The sequence below is a fragment of the Microbacterium sp. C-MGS6 genome, from assembly GCF_058140415.1.
Genome location: NZ_CM176934.1, coordinates 2,589,378 through 2,602,918, shown reverse-complemented (window position 1 = coordinate 2,602,918; position 13,541 = coordinate 2,589,378). Strand labels below are relative to the sequence as shown.

Here is a 13,541-nt window from a genome sequence, read left to right as displayed (position 1 = left end):
GGTGACCCCCGCCCGCCGACTCCCCGCTCCTCTGGCCCTCGGGGGAGCCGTCGCGATCGGGGTCATGACCGCGGTCCAGGCGCGCATCAACGGCGTGCTGGGCGTGCGCGTCGACAACGGCATCGTCGCCGGTTTCCTGTCCTTCGCCGTCGGGCTCGTGGCGCTCGCCGTGGTCATCTCGTTCCTGCCCTTCGCCCGGCGCGGCGCGATGCGCCTCGGACGGGGGATCCGGGAGCGCAGCATCCCGTTCTGGATGCTCCTCGGCGGTGCCTGCGGTGCGCTCACCGTGTCCACTCAGGGGTTGACGGCGGGGATCCTCGGCGTCTCGCTCTTCACCGTCGGCGTCGTCGCGGGACAGACCCTGCACGGCCTCGTCCTCGACCGCATCGGCTTCGGCCCGGCCGGCGTCGTGGCCGTGACCCCCGGTCGCGTGATGGGCGGCGTGCTGGCCCTCGCCGCGGTCGGCATCTCCCTCTCCGGCAATGTGCTCGCGACCGCCCCGCTGTGGATGCTGCTGCTTCCGTTCGCCGCCGGCGTGGGCATCGCCTGGCAGGCGGCGACCAACGGGCGGCTGGCCCAGCGCGTGCAGTCGCCGATCGCCGCCACCCTGATGAGCTTCATCGCGGGCACCCTGGTGCTGGCGGTCGCCGCCGGCACCAGCGTCGCGGTGCGGGGGTGGCCAGCCGCGCTGCCGACCGAGCCCTGGCTCTACCTCGGCGGGTTCCTGGGAGCGGGGTACATCCTGCTCGGCGCGTTCATCGTCGCGCACACGGGCGTGCTGCTGATGGGCCTGGGCTCGGTGCTCGGGCAGCTCGTCACGTCCGTCGTGATCGACCTGCTCTGGCCGGCGCAGGCGGGACCGGCACTGTGGCAGGTGATCGCGATGGTGATCGTTGCGGTCGGCTCGGTCCTCGTCGCGGTGCCCTGGCGTCGCCGCCGGCTCTAGGAACCGCTCTTCCTGGCGGCCTTCTTCGCCTTCTTCTTCGCCTTCTTGCGGGCCTTCTTGCGGGCCTTCTTCTCCGCCGTGGCGGCCTTCTTGTCCGCGGCCTCCCGCGCGGCTTCCTCCGCAGCCGCCCGGGCTTCGGCGGAGAGCTTCGGCGGGCGGGTCAGGAGGGTGCGGGCGTCGACGGTCTTGCGTCGGCCCGGGCTCTTGCCCTCCGGCTTCGCGCCGATGTAGAGCCACCCGAGGAGTTCCTCGTCCGGACCCAGTCCATGCATCCGCGCGACCGGCTCCGAGCGCGTGTAGTGCCCAGTGCGCCAGATGACGCCCCACCCCGCCTCATCGAGCAGCAGGCTCAGCACATGGGCGACGCCGGACGCCACCGCCTCCTGCTCCCAGCGCGGTACCTTCTCGCTCGGGCGGTAGCTCGCGACCACCGCGATGAGGAGCGGAGCACGCAGCGGCTTCGTGGACGGCTCCGCGTCCCCCTGCGCCTCGGCGATCGCGGCGCCGAGCGCCTCACGGTCCGCGCCGCGGAGTTCGATCAGACGCCAGGGGCGCAGCGACGAGTGGTCGGCGACGCGGCCGGCGGCGCCGACGAGCGTCACCAGCTCCTCACGTCCGGGAGCGGTGTCGCCGACCTTCGACCAGGACTGCCGTGCGCGGACGGCGTCGAGGGCGCTCACGACTCGTCGGGAGTGAAGTTCAGCGCGATCGAGTTCATGCAGTAGCGGTCACCGGTGGGCGTGCCGAAGCCGTCCGGGAAGACGTGGCCGAGGTGCGAGCCGCACGACGCGCACCGGACCTCGGTACGGACCATGCCGAGGCTGTCGTCCTCGAGCAGCTCCACCGCGTCCGGGCGGACCGACTCGTAGAAGCTCGGCCAGCCGCAGCCCGAGTCGAACTTGGTGCCGCTCTTGAAGAGCTCCGCACCGCAGGCGCCGCAGGTGTAGAGGCCGGCGCGCTCCTCGTCGAGCAGCTCACCGGTCCAGGCGCGCTCGGTCGCCGCCTGGCGCAGCACGGCGTACTGCTCCTCGCCGAGCTCTTCGCGCCACTCGTCTTCGGTCTTGTTCACGCTGTAGGGCATCGTGTCCTCCTGAGTCCCTTCCATTCTCCCTTGTGCGGAGCCTTCGTGGCGCTCCGCGTCAGAATGGACGAATGACCGACGCCGTGCACGAGCGCTATGCCCGATTCGCCGCGATGGAGGCGCCGGGGCGCAGCGCCCTGTATGCGGAGTGGGCGACGGGGGTCGCCGAAGACCAGGAGATCACACGCCTCCTCCAGCGGATCCCCGCGACCCGACGTCAGCCTCCCCTCGTCTTCGCCGTGTCCCGCCTGCTCGGAGCCGGTCATGGGCCGTACTCGGAGTGGCGTCGCTTCGTCCTCGCGCACGCCGACCGGCTCGTCGAGGAATGCACACGGCGCGCGCTCCAGACCAACGAGCCGCTGCGTACCGCCGCGCTGCTCCCGGTGCTCTCCGAGATCGACGGACCCCTCGCTCTGCTGGAGGTCGGCGCCTCCGCCGGCCTCTGCCTGTACCCCGATCGCTATTCGTATCGCGTCATCGACGGAGACGGACTCGTCCGTCAGGCGCTCGATCCCCTCGACGGCCCCTCGTCGGTGGTGCTCGAGAGCGTCGTCTCCGGCGACCTGCCGTCGCTGCGGATGCCCGAGGTCGTGTGGCGTGCGGGGATCGACCTCGCGCCGCTGGACGCCGCCGACGACGAGGATCGGCGCTGGCTGCGCGCTCTCGTGTGGCCGGGCGAGGAGGGGAGGGAGCAGCGCATCACGGCCGCTCTCGACATCGCGGCCGCCGACCCGCCTCTTCTCGTCGCCGGAGACGCGGCTGTCCACCTGGAGGACCTGGCGCGGGCCGCCCCGGCGGACGCCACGCTGGTGATCACGACGCCGGGCGTTCTCGTGCACATCCCGCGGGCGGAGCGGGAGGCGCTGGTCGCGAGGATCGCGGCGCTCCCCGCGCACTGGGTCACGATCGACCCGCCCGCCCTGCTCGACGTCTGGGATCCGCCGGTCGCCGCGGAGACGTGGCCCGGGTTCGTCGTCGCGCTCGACGGTCGGGTGCGCGCCGCTGCCGATCCGCTCGGCGCCCGGTGGGAGTGGCGCGCGGGCGAAACGCCGACCACGACCTAACCTGAGGACATGCCCGCAGACCACCTCACGGAGCGCGATCGCGCGATCCTCGCCCTGGAGGCCGCCTGGCCGCGCCACGGCGGCATGAAGGAGGAGGTCATCCGTACGCGGCTGGGGATGAGTGCGGCGCGCTACTACCAGCTCCTCGGTCGGCTCATCGACTCGGAGGCGGCCCTCGCCTTCGATCCGATCCTCGTCGGCCGCCTGCGTCGGCTGCGGGATGCCAGGAGCGCCCGGCGGTCGGCGCGGGTCCCCGGCTTCACGGGCTGACCCGACCCGCGGCACGCGATCGGGCTCGTCGCGGAACGGTTTGCCAGGGACGTGCCGCTAGCATCGAGGGGTGTCCAAGCCCCCCCGTGACCGTTTCGACGAGGTCCCCCGTTCCACCGGACGCGTGGGAGCACACCGCGCCGAAGCCCCGGGCATGAACGGCTGGGTCGTGCTGCTGTGGTCGTTCGTCGCCGCTCTCGTGCTCATCATCGCCGGCATCTTCGGCGCCCTGGCCGTCATGGGACGGATCGACCTCTTCCCGGAGGCGGCGCCGTCCGCGGCCCCCACGCCTGAGCAGACCGGGGTGATCGACCCGAGCTATTCGGTGCTCATCCTCAACGCGACCCCGGACAGCGGGCTGGACGATCAGATGCGCGACACCCTCATCAACGCCGGGTGGGCGGCGGCGACCGTGCTCGCCAGCGACAGCGCCAGCGACGACTTCGAGACCACGACCGTCTACTACGTCAGCGCCGAGGACGAGGAGGCGGCGAAGGGCCTCGCCGGCGTCATCGGCGGTGCCGAGGTGCAGCAGAGCGACTACTACGCCGGCCAGACGGAGGACGGGCAGAAGCAGCTCACCATCGTGATCGGCGTCGACCGGGCCGCGTCGGTGCCCGAGACTCCCGCGCCCTGACGCCCGTCTCCCTCCCGGATCGTGCGGCTTGCACTCGATGGTGTCGAGTGCCAGAATGGCGTTAGCACTCTCTCACTCTGAGTGCTAAACCCACCGTCTACGTCCAGGAGGGACGACAAAACTCATGGCAAAGATCATCGCCTTCGATGAGGAGGCCCGCCGCGGCCTCGAGCGTGGCCTCAACATCCTCGCCGACGCGGTCAAGGTGACCCTCGGCCCGCGTGGTCGCAACGTCGTGCTCGAGAAGAAGTGGGGCGCCCCCACGATCACGAACGACGGTGTCTCCATCGCCAAGGAGATCGAGCTGGACGACCCGTACGAGAAGATCGGCGCGGAGCTCGTCAAGGAGGTCGCCAAGAAGACCGACGACGTCGCCGGTGACGGCACGACGACCGCCACGGTGCTCGCCCAGGCCCTGGTCCGCGAGGGGCTGCGCAACGTCGCGGCCGGCGCCGACCCCATCTCGCTCAAGCGCGGCATCGAGAAGGCCGTCGCCGCGATCACCGAGGAGCTGCTGAGCACGGCGAAGGAGATCGACTCCAAGGAGCAGATCGCCGCGACCGCCTCCATCTCGGCCGCCGACCCGGCGATCGGCGAGCTCATCGCCGAGGCCATCGACAAGGTCGGCAAGGAGGGTGTGGTCACCGTCGAGGAGTCGCAGACCTTCGGCACCGAGCTCGAGCTCACCGAGGGCATGCGCTTCGACAAGGGCTACCTGAACCCGTACTTCGTCACGGACCCGGAGCGCCAGGAAGCCGTCTTCGAGGACCCGTACATCCTCATCGCGAACCAGAAGGTCTCCAACATCAAGGACCTCCTGCCCATCGTCGACAAGGTGATCCAGGACGGCAAGGAGCTCGTCATCATCGCCGAGGACGTCGAGGGTGAGGCCCTCGCGACCCTCGTGCTGAACAAGCTCAAGGGCATCTTCAAGTCGGTCGCCGTCAAGGCTCCCGGCTTCGGCGACCGCCGTAAGGCGCAGCTGCAGGACATCGCGATCCTCACGGGCGGCCAGGTCATCACCGAAGAGGTGGGCCTCAAGCTCGAGAACGCCACGCTCGACCTGCTCGGCCGTGCGCGCAAGGTCATCGTCACCAAGGACGAGACCACGATCGTCGAGGGTGCCGGCGAGGCCGACCAGATCGAGGGTCGCGTCACGCAGATCCGTCGCGAGATCGAGAACACCGACAGCGACTACGACCGCGAGAAGCTGCAGGAGCGCCTGGCGAAGCTCGCCGGTGGCGTGGCCGTCATCAAGGCCGGCGCTGCGACCGAGGTCGAGCTCAAGGAGCGCAAGCACCGCATCGAGGACGCCGTCCGCAACGCGAAGGCGGCCGTCGAGGAGGGCATCGTCCCCGGTGGTGGCGTCGCGCTCATCCAGTCCGGCACGAAGGCGCTCGACGCTCTCTCGCTCGAGGGCGACGAGGCGACCGGTGCGAACATCGTGCGCGTCGCGATCGAGGCTCCGCTGAAGCAGATCGCGCTGAACGCCGGTCTCGAGCCGGGCGTCGTCGCCAACAAGGTGTCCGAGCTCCCCGCGGGCCAGGGCCTGAACGCCGCCAGCGGCGAGTACGGCGACATGTTCGCACAGGGCATCATCGACCCGGCGAAGGTCACGCGTTCCGCGCTGCAGAACGCCGCGTCGATCGCCGGTCTGTTCCTGACGACGGAGGCCGTCGTCGCCGACAAGCCGGAGAAGGCTGCTGCTCCCGCGGGTGACCCCACGGGCGGCATGGACTTCTGATCCTCTGACAGGATCGGAGACCCCGGTCTCACCGACAGAAAGCCCCCGGCTCCGGCCGGGGGCTTTCTGCGTGTCCCTCAGCGGAACAGGCTCGCCGAGTACTGATCTGCGTCGGCGTACTGGGTGGCCACGGCGCCGAGCGAGGTGCCGATACCGTCCAGGACGAGCTCGACGTGCTGCTGGGCGCCCTGCCACTCCTCCGCGCACCCCTGGAACGCCGTGGCGGCGGTGCCGACCCAGGCGGTCTGCAAGTGCCTGAGCTGCGACATGAGGGTGGCGGATTCGGCGCGCAGACGCTCGATGGTGGCGCGCGTCGCGGCTTCGGCCGCGTGGACGGCGTCGGTGTCGACGGTGAAGACGGTCATGGGAACTCCCTTCGAGGAAACCCCGACGATACGCAGGCGGCAGTCCCGGGGCGCCCGGAGAGGGAGCGCGGCACCGCGGACGGGAGAACGCCGCGGTGCGAGCCGACTGTGCAGAAGAGGCGGTTACGGCAGGTCGAGGCGGTCGAGCGGCTGCGTGTCCTCGAGGAGATGCTCCGGGGTCGAGCGCGCCGGCGCCAGTGGCAGCGTCACGGTGAAGGTGGCTCCGCCTCCAGGGCTCTCGGAGACCGCGATGTCGCCGTTCAGAGCCTTGAGGATGGAGGCGACGATGGCGAGCCCGAGACCGGATCCACCGGTCTCCCGTGCCCGGGACGTGTCGGCGCGCCAGAACCGCTCGAAGATCTGCTCCCGGATCTGCGGGGGGACACCCTCGCCGTGATCGACGATCGAGATGCTCGCGGTCCCGGCGACGCGGTCCGAGTCCACCACGATCTCGATCGGACTGTCCTCCGGGGAGAAGCGGCGCGCGTTCCCCAGGAGATTCGTGACCACCTGGCGGACCTTGTTCTCCTCGCCGAGCACGATCGGCGGCGTCCGGACCGGGATGTCCGCGACCTCGGTGAAGTCGATGGCGGGGGGCTGCTCCGCCGTGCGCGGACGGCGGCGCAGCCGCGACAGGGTGGCCCGGGGCCGGGTCTTGGGTGCGGGGTCCTGGGCGATGGGCACCACGGGCGTGCGGATGGGGGCGGTCGGGACGTTCTCGACCGTCCGGTCGATCACGGAGATCACGCGTCCGGGCGCCGCGGCGCGCACGTCGAGGGCGGCGTCGCGGGCGATGGGGCGGAGGTCGAGAGGGACGATCTCCGGCTCGCGCTCCTCGTCCAGCCGTGCGAGCGCGAGGAGATCCTCCACGAGCACGCCCATGCGGATCGCCTCCTTCTCGATGCGCTCCATCGCCCGAGCGGTGTCCTCCTCGCCCTTGATCGCGCCCATGCGGTACAGCTCGGCGTACCCGCGCACGCTGACGAGCGGGGTCCGCAGCTCGTGACTGGCGTCTCCGATGAACCGGCGCATGTGCTGCACCGTGCGGTCGCGTTGGGCGAGGGACCGGTCGACGCGGTCCAGCATCGTGTTGATGGCCGCATTGAGGCGGCCGACCTCGGTGGTCGGCTCCAGGTCGGTGAGCCGCTGTCGGAAGTCGCCGGCGGCGATCGACATGGCGGTCTGCTCCACCTGCCCGAGCCGTCGGAAGGTCAGCGTCACGAGGCCGCGGGTGAGCAGCGCTGCGACGAAGATCGTGATGAGGGCGATGGTGATGTAGATGCCGAAGTACTGACTGATGATGCGGTCGGCTTCGGCGAGGGGGAGCGCCACCATCTGGATGCTGAGCGGGTCGCCCTCCTGCTGCACGACCGCGGCAGCAGCGTGGTAGACGCCGCCGTCCGCGTCCTCGAGCGCGAGGACCTGCTCCTCATTCGCCTGGGCGTCGGAGAGCGAGTACTCGGCGGGGAAGACCGGAGCTCGGCCCGACGCGCTCGGCGCGGTCGCGCGGAGGGTGCCCTCCGCGTCGTAGACCGCGAACGAGAAGTCACGCGGCTTCTCGTCTCTCGGCGTGTAGGTGGTGACGCCGTCGATCGTCGTCGTGTCGAAGTACCGGTTGACGAGGTCGCTGGTCACCAGCGCAGGGAGCTGCGCGTTGATGTTCTCCACCAGGGCGTTCCGCAGCAGCGGTACGGTCCCGATGCCCGCGACGAGGAGGCCGAGCGCGAGGACGGCCACGGTGACGCCGGTGACCTTGGCGCGGAGGCTGATGCGCCGCCACCACGCGGTGACCGCATCCGGCTTGTGCGCCATGCGGTCCTCCCTGCTGCGACGGCGGTGCCGTCCGGGGACGGCGGGTGCGGACTTGACGGTCTCAGACCGTCTTGCCCACCTTGAGCATGTACCCGAAGCCGCGCTTCGTCTGGATCAGCGACTCCTCGGTGTGCGGGTCGATCTTGCGGCGGAGGTACGAGATGTAGCTCTCCACGATGCCGGCATCGCCGTTGAAGTCGTACTCCCAGACATGGTCGAGGATCTGCGCCTTCGACAGCACCCGGTTCGGGTTCAGCATGAGGTAGCGCAGGAGCTTGAACTCGGTCGGGCTCAGGTCGATCGGCTCCTTGCCGACGTGCACGTCGTGCGTGTCCTGGTCCATCGACAGCTCGCCGGCGCGGATGATCGACTCCTCGTCGGCCTGCATCGTGCGGCGGAGGATGGCCTGGGCCCTGGCGACGATCTCGTCCAGGCTGAACGGCTTGGTGACGTAGTCGTCGCCGCCGGCGTTGAGTCCCTCGATCTTGTCCTCCGTGCCGTCCTTGGCCGTGAGGAAGAGGATGGGTGCGGTGAAGCCGGCGCCGCGGAGGCGCTTGGTCACGCTGAACCCGTTCATGTCGGGGAGCATGACGTCGAGGATGATGAGGTCCGGCTCCTCTTCGAGGACGGCGGAGATCGTGGCGGCGCCGTTGGCCACCGTCTTCACCTGGAACCCGGCGAAGCTGAGACCCGTGGAGAGCAGGTCGCGGATGTTGGGCTCGTCGTCGACGACCAGGATGCGCGCAGCAGTCATGACCCCATTATGGTGACTTCGGCCATGCGCGGGCTGATTATCCTGCGGAACGGCGTGGATGCGGTCGATCCGTCGGCAGGTGGATGTGCTGCACAGGCGGTCGGGGGAGGATCGAGGCATGAGTTCGATCGAGGACGCCACCGCCGCCCCCGTCACCCCGTCCGCCGCGTCTCCTGAGGGGTCCGACGGAGGGCTCGAGTACCACCGTCTGGCGCTCCTCCGCCCGCGCCCCCGGTGGTGGAAGCCGCTGCTCACCGGGCTCCTCGGCATCGCGTTCTACCTCGCGATCCTCGTGCTCGTGATCGTGCCGCTGGTCGTCGTGTCCGCCCTCGTCCCGGGCTGGGCGGCGGAACTGCAGATGATGTTCCGGACCACCGCCTACTTCCAGCTCGACCGTCCGTGGCTCCTCGTGGCGCTCGTGCTCCCGCTCATCCTCATGATCCCGGCGCTGCTGCTCGCCTCGCGGGTGGTGCAGGGGCGGGGCGTCGGCCTGCTCTCCTCGGTCACCGGGCGGCTGCGGATGGGGTGGCTCGGCCGGACCCTCGTGCTGGCGCTCGCCGTGTTCGTGGTCTACTTCGCCGTGGTGCTCGGCTGGTCGGCCGCCGCCGGCGACGCGGTGACGCCCGACTTCTCCCACCCGGGGCTGCTGCTCATGGTGGTGCTCCTGCTCGTGCTGATCCCGTTCCAGGCCGCAGCGGAGGAGTACGTCTTCCGGGGGTACCTCATGCAGCTCGTCGGGAGCTGGCTGAGGCACCCCGCCTTCGCGATCCTGCTGCCGGTGCCGCTGTTCGTGCTGGGGCACGGCTACGACGTCTGGGGTGCGGCGAGCGTCGGCCTCTTCGCCGTCGTCGCCGCCTGGCTGACGTGGCGCACGGGCGGTCTGGAGGCGGCGATCTCGCTCCACATCGTCAACAATCTGCTGATCTTCCTGCTCGGCTCCGTCGCCGTGGTCGATGCGAACGCGACCTCGGGCACGCCCGTCGATCTCCTCGGCTCCGCGCTGGCGATGCTCGTCTTCGCCGTCGTCGCCGACCGCTGGGCCCGCCGCCGGGGCATCGAGCGGACCGCAGCGATCACCGACGGCGCCGCGGGCACGCATCAGCTCCCGCGGATGCTGCGCGGCTGAGCGGCCGTCACCGCCGTCAGGCGGCGATCGCCTCGGCGTCCATGATCGTGTAGCTGTACCCCTGCTCCGCGAGGAACCGCTGCCGGTTCTGCGCGTAGTCCTGGTCGATCGTGTCGCGTGCCACGAGCGTGTAGAAGCTCGCGGTGTGGCCGGACTGCTTCGGACGGAGAAGGCGCCCGAGACGCTGGGCCTCCTCCTGCCGGGAGCCGAACGAGCCGGACACCTGGATGGCGACCGATGCCTCGGGGAGGTCGATGGAGAAGTTCGCGACCTTGGACACCACGAGCAGCGAGATGTCGCCCTCCCGGAATGCCCGGTACAGCTCTTCCCGCTCCTCGACCGGAGTGGACCCGGTGATCTGCGGGGCATCGAGCGCCTGCGAGAGCGCGTCGAGCTGGTCGAGGTACTGGCCGATGACGAGGATCTGCTCGCCCTGGTGAGCCGCGATCAGCTCGCGCACCGCGTCGATCTTGGCCGGGGCGGAGGCCGCGAGCCGGTAGCGCTCGTCGTCGGTGGCCGCCGCGTACTCCAGGCGGTCCGCCGGGGGAAGGTCGACTCGCACCTCGAAGCAGGCGGCGGGGGAGATGAAGCCCTGCGCCTCGATCTGCTTCCAGGGGGCGTCGAAGCGCTTCGGGCCGATCAGGCTGAAGACGTCGCCCTCGCGGCCGTCCTCGCGGACCAGGGTCGCGGTGAGGCCGATCCGGCGGCGGGCCTGGAGGTCGGCGGTGAGCTTGAACACGGGCGCCGGCAGCAGGTGCACCTCGTCGTACACGATGAGGCCCCAGTCCAGCGCGTCGAGGAGGGCGAGGTGCGCGTACTCGCCCTTCCGCTTCGCGGTGAGGATCTGGTACGTCGCGATCGTGACGGGTTTGACCTCCTTGGCCTGCCCGGAGTACTCGCCGATCTCCTCGGGGGTGAGGCTGGTGCGCTTGAGCAGCTCGTCCCGCCACTGCCGCGCGGACACCGTGTTCGTCACGAGGATGAGGGTCGTCGTCTTGGTGGCCGCCATGGCCCCGGCGCCGACGATCGTCTTGCCCGCACCGCAGGGGAGCACGACCACGCCGGAGCCGTCCTTCGAGAAGGCGTCGACGGCGTCCTGCTGATACGGACGGATGGCCCACCCGTCCTCGGCGAGCTCGATCTCGTGAGGGGTTCCTGGCGTGTAGCCGGCGAGGTCCTCCGCCGGCCAGCCGATCTTCAGCAGCTCCTGCTTGATCTGCCCGCGGGCCCAGGCGTCCACGACGAACGTCTCCGGGGTCGGGTGCCCGATGAGCAGCGGCTGGATGCGCTTGTTGTTCGCGACCTGGGCCAGCACGGCGGGGTCGGTCGAGCGCAGGATGAGCACGCCTTCATCGTCGCGCTCGATGACCAGGCGGCCGTACCGGTTGACCGTCTCGCGCAGGTCGACGGCGACCGAGGGCGGGACGGGAAAGCGCGACCACCGGTCGAGCGTCTCCAGCATGTCCTCGGCGGTATGTCCGGCGGCGCGGGCGTTCCACAGCCCGAGCCGCGTGATCCGGTAGGTGTGGATGTGCTCGGGTGCGCGCTCCAGCTCGGCGAAGATCGCGAGCTCGTGGCGGGCGCTCTCGGCGTCGGCGTGGGCGACCTCGAGGAGCACGGTGCGGTCGCTCTGGACGATCAGGGGGCCATCAGACATAGCTGACCAGTCTACCGGCCCGTGGCTGCACGGGGCCTAGGTCGGGACGACGGTCGCGGCGCGGATGCTCGACACGGGCAGGGTGCGCTCGACATCGGCCGCCCTGTCCCTTCCCCGCAGCCGTCCGCCGCCGATCCCGGTGGCCTCGAGGAGGAGGTCCCTGGTGGATCCGTCCGGCATGCCGACCGTCACCCGCAGCACGGCCTTCGCGCGCACCGCCGCCTCCAGCTCCCTGTCCAGCCACGCGGCGTCCGCGTCGGGTCCCTGGCGTTCGCGCAGCCGCGCGATCAGCGGTGCGTAGTCGGGGGCGGGGGCGGGGTCGGGTACGGCAGCCGGGTGTCGCGTGCGTACAGCGACGGTCCCGTCGCGATCGACGAGGGTCGCGGGGTACCTGGCGTCGGTCAGCGCCCAGTAGACCGTGTCCTGCCCGACCTTGGTCGTCAGCGAGCCGACGTGCGCGGTGAGCCCGAGCGGCCGGAGCGACTGGTCGACCGCCATGGCTTCGAGGAGGTGCGCGTCCGTGCTCTCCACCCGCGTGCGCCCCGTCTCCTCGTCCACGGAGACCCGCACGAGTCCGTGGCGTTGGCCGGTCTGCGCGACGAGGTAGCCGAGGGGCTGCGGAATGCCCGTGAGCGAGATCTCGCCGAGGAACCCCAGGATCGAGGCCTCGTCCTCCCCTGCGGCGAACGCATGTGCGACCGACTCCGTGGTGAAGCGGTACGACGAGGCCTGGGAGGCGGACTCCCGACGGGCCATGGTCCGCAGCCGCACGTCCAGGGCAGGCTGCAGGGGGCCCGGCGCGATCGCGGTGAGGTCGTTCTGGAGGAAGATCCGGTCCACCTCCGCGGGTAGGAGCGCCGAAAGGGCGGAGGGATCGGCCGCCTCGCCGCGCCGCAGCGCCGCGGACCACGGGGGCTCGGAGCCGTCCTCCGCGATGAGGCCGAGAAGACGAGCGGCCTCGAACTGTCGAGCCGCCTCCTCCGGCCAGGCCGGATCCCAGGGATGGGCGAGGGGCCATTGACTCGGCGGCAGCCACCCTCCCGTCGCCGTGCGGATCCCGCGGGGGAGCGTGTCACGGAAGGCGGTGGCCAGGAGGTTCCAGCGTGCGGGCGCGGGGGAACGGAGCCAGTCCTCAGCGGCCGGGGTGGTGCGCAGCAGGCGCTCGACGGGAGCGGCGAGACCGGCGCGCACGGCGAGCGCCACCAGCGGATCGACGCTCTCGACATCGAGGCCCGTCTCGGTGAGCTGACGCTTCTGGCCCGCGCTCACCGCACCGCCCATGAGGAGGGTGAACGGCTGCTCCCTGGCGAGGAGCAGGATGTCGGCGAGCACGCCGACGGTGGTGAAGGCGCGCTCCGCGGCGTGCGCGGAGACGGACTCCTCCGCTGCCGGTGCGGGGGTCTCGTCGAGGGGAGCAGGCCGAGACCTCCCGGCCACCGCCTCGGCGACGGGCGGGTGCGGTGTGCCGTCGGCGCGGAGCAGGGCGAGCGCGGTCAGACGCTCGCGGCCGGCGCCGGCTCCGTCTCCCGCCACGGCGTCGACGAGCGCGGCGGCCTCCGCGGCGGTCAGAGCGGGCAGCGCACGGCCGATCGACGCGGCGTCCAGCAGGGCCTCGGCCGCGTCGAAGAGATCCTGCCAGGCGACATCGGGACGCACACCGCGCGCGGTCAGCAGCGCCGTCAGCTCGTCATCGCTCGCCGCGGCCAGGTCGTCGGCCAACGGGCGTGCGTGCGTGCTCATCGATGCGGCCTCAGCGACGCGACTCGGCGCGACCCTTCCGCACGAAGCTCATCACCAGCAGCACGATGATCATGACGAAGGCGAGCGGCAGCCCCCAGTAGGGGATCGCGGCGATCACCGGCCACAGGCCCTCACCGAACGCGGCCCTGTCCATGCCGAGCGCGGTGCCGATGATGATGACGAAGAAGCAGATCACCGACGCGGCCGCGATACCGAGCGCGGTGAACGCCAGGATGCGGTCGATCCGACGGATGGGGACCTCCGGTCCGGGACTCTGCGTACTCATCCGCCCCAGCCTACTCGCACGCGCGGGAGCGGTTCCGTTCCGCCCGTGACCGGTAGGCT

The 13,541-nt window shown here is 70.9% G+C and carries 14 protein-coding genes; 6 read left to right on the top strand and 8 right to left on the bottom strand.

What is annotated here, in order from left to right:
* Positions 1–31: 31 nt before the first annotated feature.
* Positions 32–946, top strand: coding sequence for a DMT family transporter (locus tag AC3B5L_RS12775; RefSeq protein ID WP_490096409.1), 915 nt, complete (start codon positions 32–34; stop codon positions 944–946).
* On the opposite strand, the gene AC3B5L_RS12770 is transcribed toward AC3B5L_RS12775, so the two are convergent.
* Entirely contained in the window at positions 943–1,626 is a 684-nt protein-coding gene (locus tag AC3B5L_RS12770) for a nitroreductase family protein (protein WP_396818000.1), read from the bottom strand. The genes AC3B5L_RS12775 and AC3B5L_RS12770 overlap by 4 nt on opposite strands.
* A complete protein-coding gene (gene msrB / locus AC3B5L_RS12765; RefSeq protein WP_101848572.1) occupies positions 1,623–2,027 on the bottom strand; it encodes a peptide-methionine (R)-S-oxide reductase MsrB in 405 nt (134 codons plus the stop codon). The genes AC3B5L_RS12770 and msrB overlap by 4 nt, the downstream gene beginning before the upstream one ends.
* Positions 2,028–2,098: 71 nt before the next feature.
* On the opposite strand from msrB, the gene AC3B5L_RS12760 reads away from it, so the two are divergent.
* The 4 genes from AC3B5L_RS12760 (at position 2,099) to groL (ending at position 5,742) form a co-directional block, all read left to right on the top strand.
* On the top strand, positions 2,099–3,091 hold the full coding sequence (locus AC3B5L_RS12760) for a DUF2332 domain-containing protein (protein WP_259951422.1): 993 nt from the start codon (positions 2,099–2,101) through the stop codon (positions 3,089–3,091).
* Positions 3,092–3,100: 9 nt separating this feature from the next.
* Complete coding sequence (locus AC3B5L_RS12755) at positions 3,101–3,361, top strand: DUF3263 domain-containing protein (protein WP_259951423.1); 261 nt, start codon at positions 3,101–3,103, stop codon at positions 3,359–3,361.
* A gap of 70 nt (positions 3,362–3,431) precedes the next feature.
* Complete coding sequence (locus AC3B5L_RS12750; protein WP_311198669.1) at positions 3,432–3,998, top strand: LytR C-terminal domain-containing protein; 567 nt, start codon at positions 3,432–3,434, stop codon at positions 3,996–3,998.
* Between the two features lie 124 nt (positions 3,999–4,122).
* On the top strand, positions 4,123–5,742 hold the full coding sequence (groL, locus tag AC3B5L_RS12745) for a chaperonin GroEL (RefSeq protein WP_025105526.1): 1,620 nt from the start codon (positions 4,123–4,125) through the stop codon (positions 5,740–5,742).
* A gap of 77 nt (positions 5,743–5,819) precedes the next feature.
* On the opposite strand, the gene AC3B5L_RS12740 is transcribed toward groL, so the two are convergent.
* From AC3B5L_RS12740 to AC3B5L_RS12730, 3 genes are all read right to left on the bottom strand, one after another.
* On the bottom strand, positions 5,820–6,107 hold the full coding sequence (locus AC3B5L_RS12740; RefSeq protein ID WP_187662068.1) for a WXG100 family type VII secretion target: 288 nt from the start codon (positions 6,105–6,107) through the stop codon (positions 5,820–5,822).
* 123 nt (positions 6,108–6,230) lie between these two features.
* Positions 6,231–7,919 carry a sensor histidine kinase gene (locus AC3B5L_RS12735; RefSeq protein WP_259951424.1) on the bottom strand — a complete coding sequence of 563 codons (1,689 nt, stop codon included), beginning with the start codon at positions 7,917–7,919 and terminating at the stop codon, positions 6,231–6,233.
* Between the two features lie 61 nt (positions 7,920–7,980).
* Positions 7,981–8,673, bottom strand: a complete 693-nt coding sequence (locus AC3B5L_RS12730; RefSeq protein WP_025105529.1) for a response regulator transcription factor — start codon at positions 8,671–8,673, stop codon at positions 7,981–7,983.
* 118 nt (positions 8,674–8,791) lie between these two features.
* Here AC3B5L_RS12730 and AC3B5L_RS12725 point away from each other — a divergent pair, with 118 nt between their 5' ends.
* The gene (locus tag AC3B5L_RS12725; RefSeq protein WP_259951426.1) at positions 8,792–9,799 is read left to right on the top strand and encodes a CPBP family intramembrane glutamic endopeptidase; all 1,008 of its coding nucleotides are present in this window, start codon (positions 8,792–8,794) and stop codon (positions 9,797–9,799) included.
* 16 nt (positions 9,800–9,815) lie between these two features.
* Here the strand turns inward: AC3B5L_RS12725 and AC3B5L_RS12720 are convergent, their stop codons facing one another.
* From AC3B5L_RS12720 to AC3B5L_RS12710, 3 genes are read right to left on the bottom strand one after another with little or no spacing between them, the layout of a single operon-like run.
* Positions 9,816–11,456 carry a DNA repair helicase XPB gene (locus tag AC3B5L_RS12720; protein ID WP_259951427.1) on the bottom strand — a complete coding sequence of 547 codons (1,641 nt, stop codon included), beginning with the start codon at positions 11,454–11,456 and terminating at the stop codon, positions 9,816–9,818.
* Positions 11,457–11,492: 36 nt separating this feature from the next.
* Entirely contained in the window at positions 11,493–13,196 is a 1,704-nt protein-coding gene (locus AC3B5L_RS12715) for a helicase-associated domain-containing protein (protein WP_259951428.1), read from the bottom strand.
* 10 nt (positions 13,197–13,206) lie between these two features.
* Positions 13,207–13,482, bottom strand: coding sequence for a multidrug ABC transporter ATPase (locus AC3B5L_RS12710; protein ID WP_071328822.1), 276 nt, complete (start codon positions 13,480–13,482; stop codon positions 13,207–13,209).
* Between the last annotated feature and the right edge of the window lie 59 nt (positions 13,483–13,541).

Coding starts and splice junctions, on each gene's coding strand:
- AC3B5L_RS12760 (WP_259951422.1), top strand. CDS start 2,099: ATGACCGACGCCGTGCACGAGCGCTATGCCCGATTCGCCGCGATGGAG.
- AC3B5L_RS12715 (WP_259951428.1), bottom strand. CDS start 13,196: ATGAGCACGCACGCACGCCCGTTGGCCGACGACCTGGCCGCGGCGAGC.
- AC3B5L_RS12725 (WP_259951426.1), top strand. CDS start 8,792: ATGAGTTCGATCGAGGACGCCACCGCCGCCCCCGTCACCCCGTCCGCC.
- AC3B5L_RS12740 (WP_187662068.1), bottom strand. CDS start 6,107: ATGACCGTCTTCACCGTCGACACCGACGCCGTCCACGCGGCCGAAGCC.
- AC3B5L_RS12735 (WP_259951424.1), bottom strand. CDS start 7,919: ATGGCGCACAAGCCGGATGCGGTCACCGCGTGGTGGCGGCGCATCAGC.
- AC3B5L_RS12720 (WP_259951427.1), bottom strand. CDS start 11,456: ATGTCTGATGGCCCCCTGATCGTCCAGAGCGACCGCACCGTGCTCCTC.
- AC3B5L_RS12755 (WP_259951423.1), top strand. CDS start 3,101: ATGCCCGCAGACCACCTCACGGAGCGCGATCGCGCGATCCTCGCCCTG.
- AC3B5L_RS12730 (WP_025105529.1), bottom strand. CDS start 8,673: ATGACTGCTGCGCGCATCCTGGTCGTCGACGACGAGCCCAACATCCGC.
- AC3B5L_RS12710 (WP_071328822.1), bottom strand. CDS start 13,482: ATGAGTACGCAGAGTCCCGGACCGGAGGTCCCCATCCGTCGGATCGAC.
- msrB (WP_101848572.1), bottom strand. CDS start 2,027: ATGCCCTACAGCGTGAACAAGACCGAAGACGAGTGGCGCGAAGAGCTC.
- groL (WP_025105526.1), top strand. CDS start 4,123: ATGGCAAAGATCATCGCCTTCGATGAGGAGGCCCGCCGCGGCCTCGAG.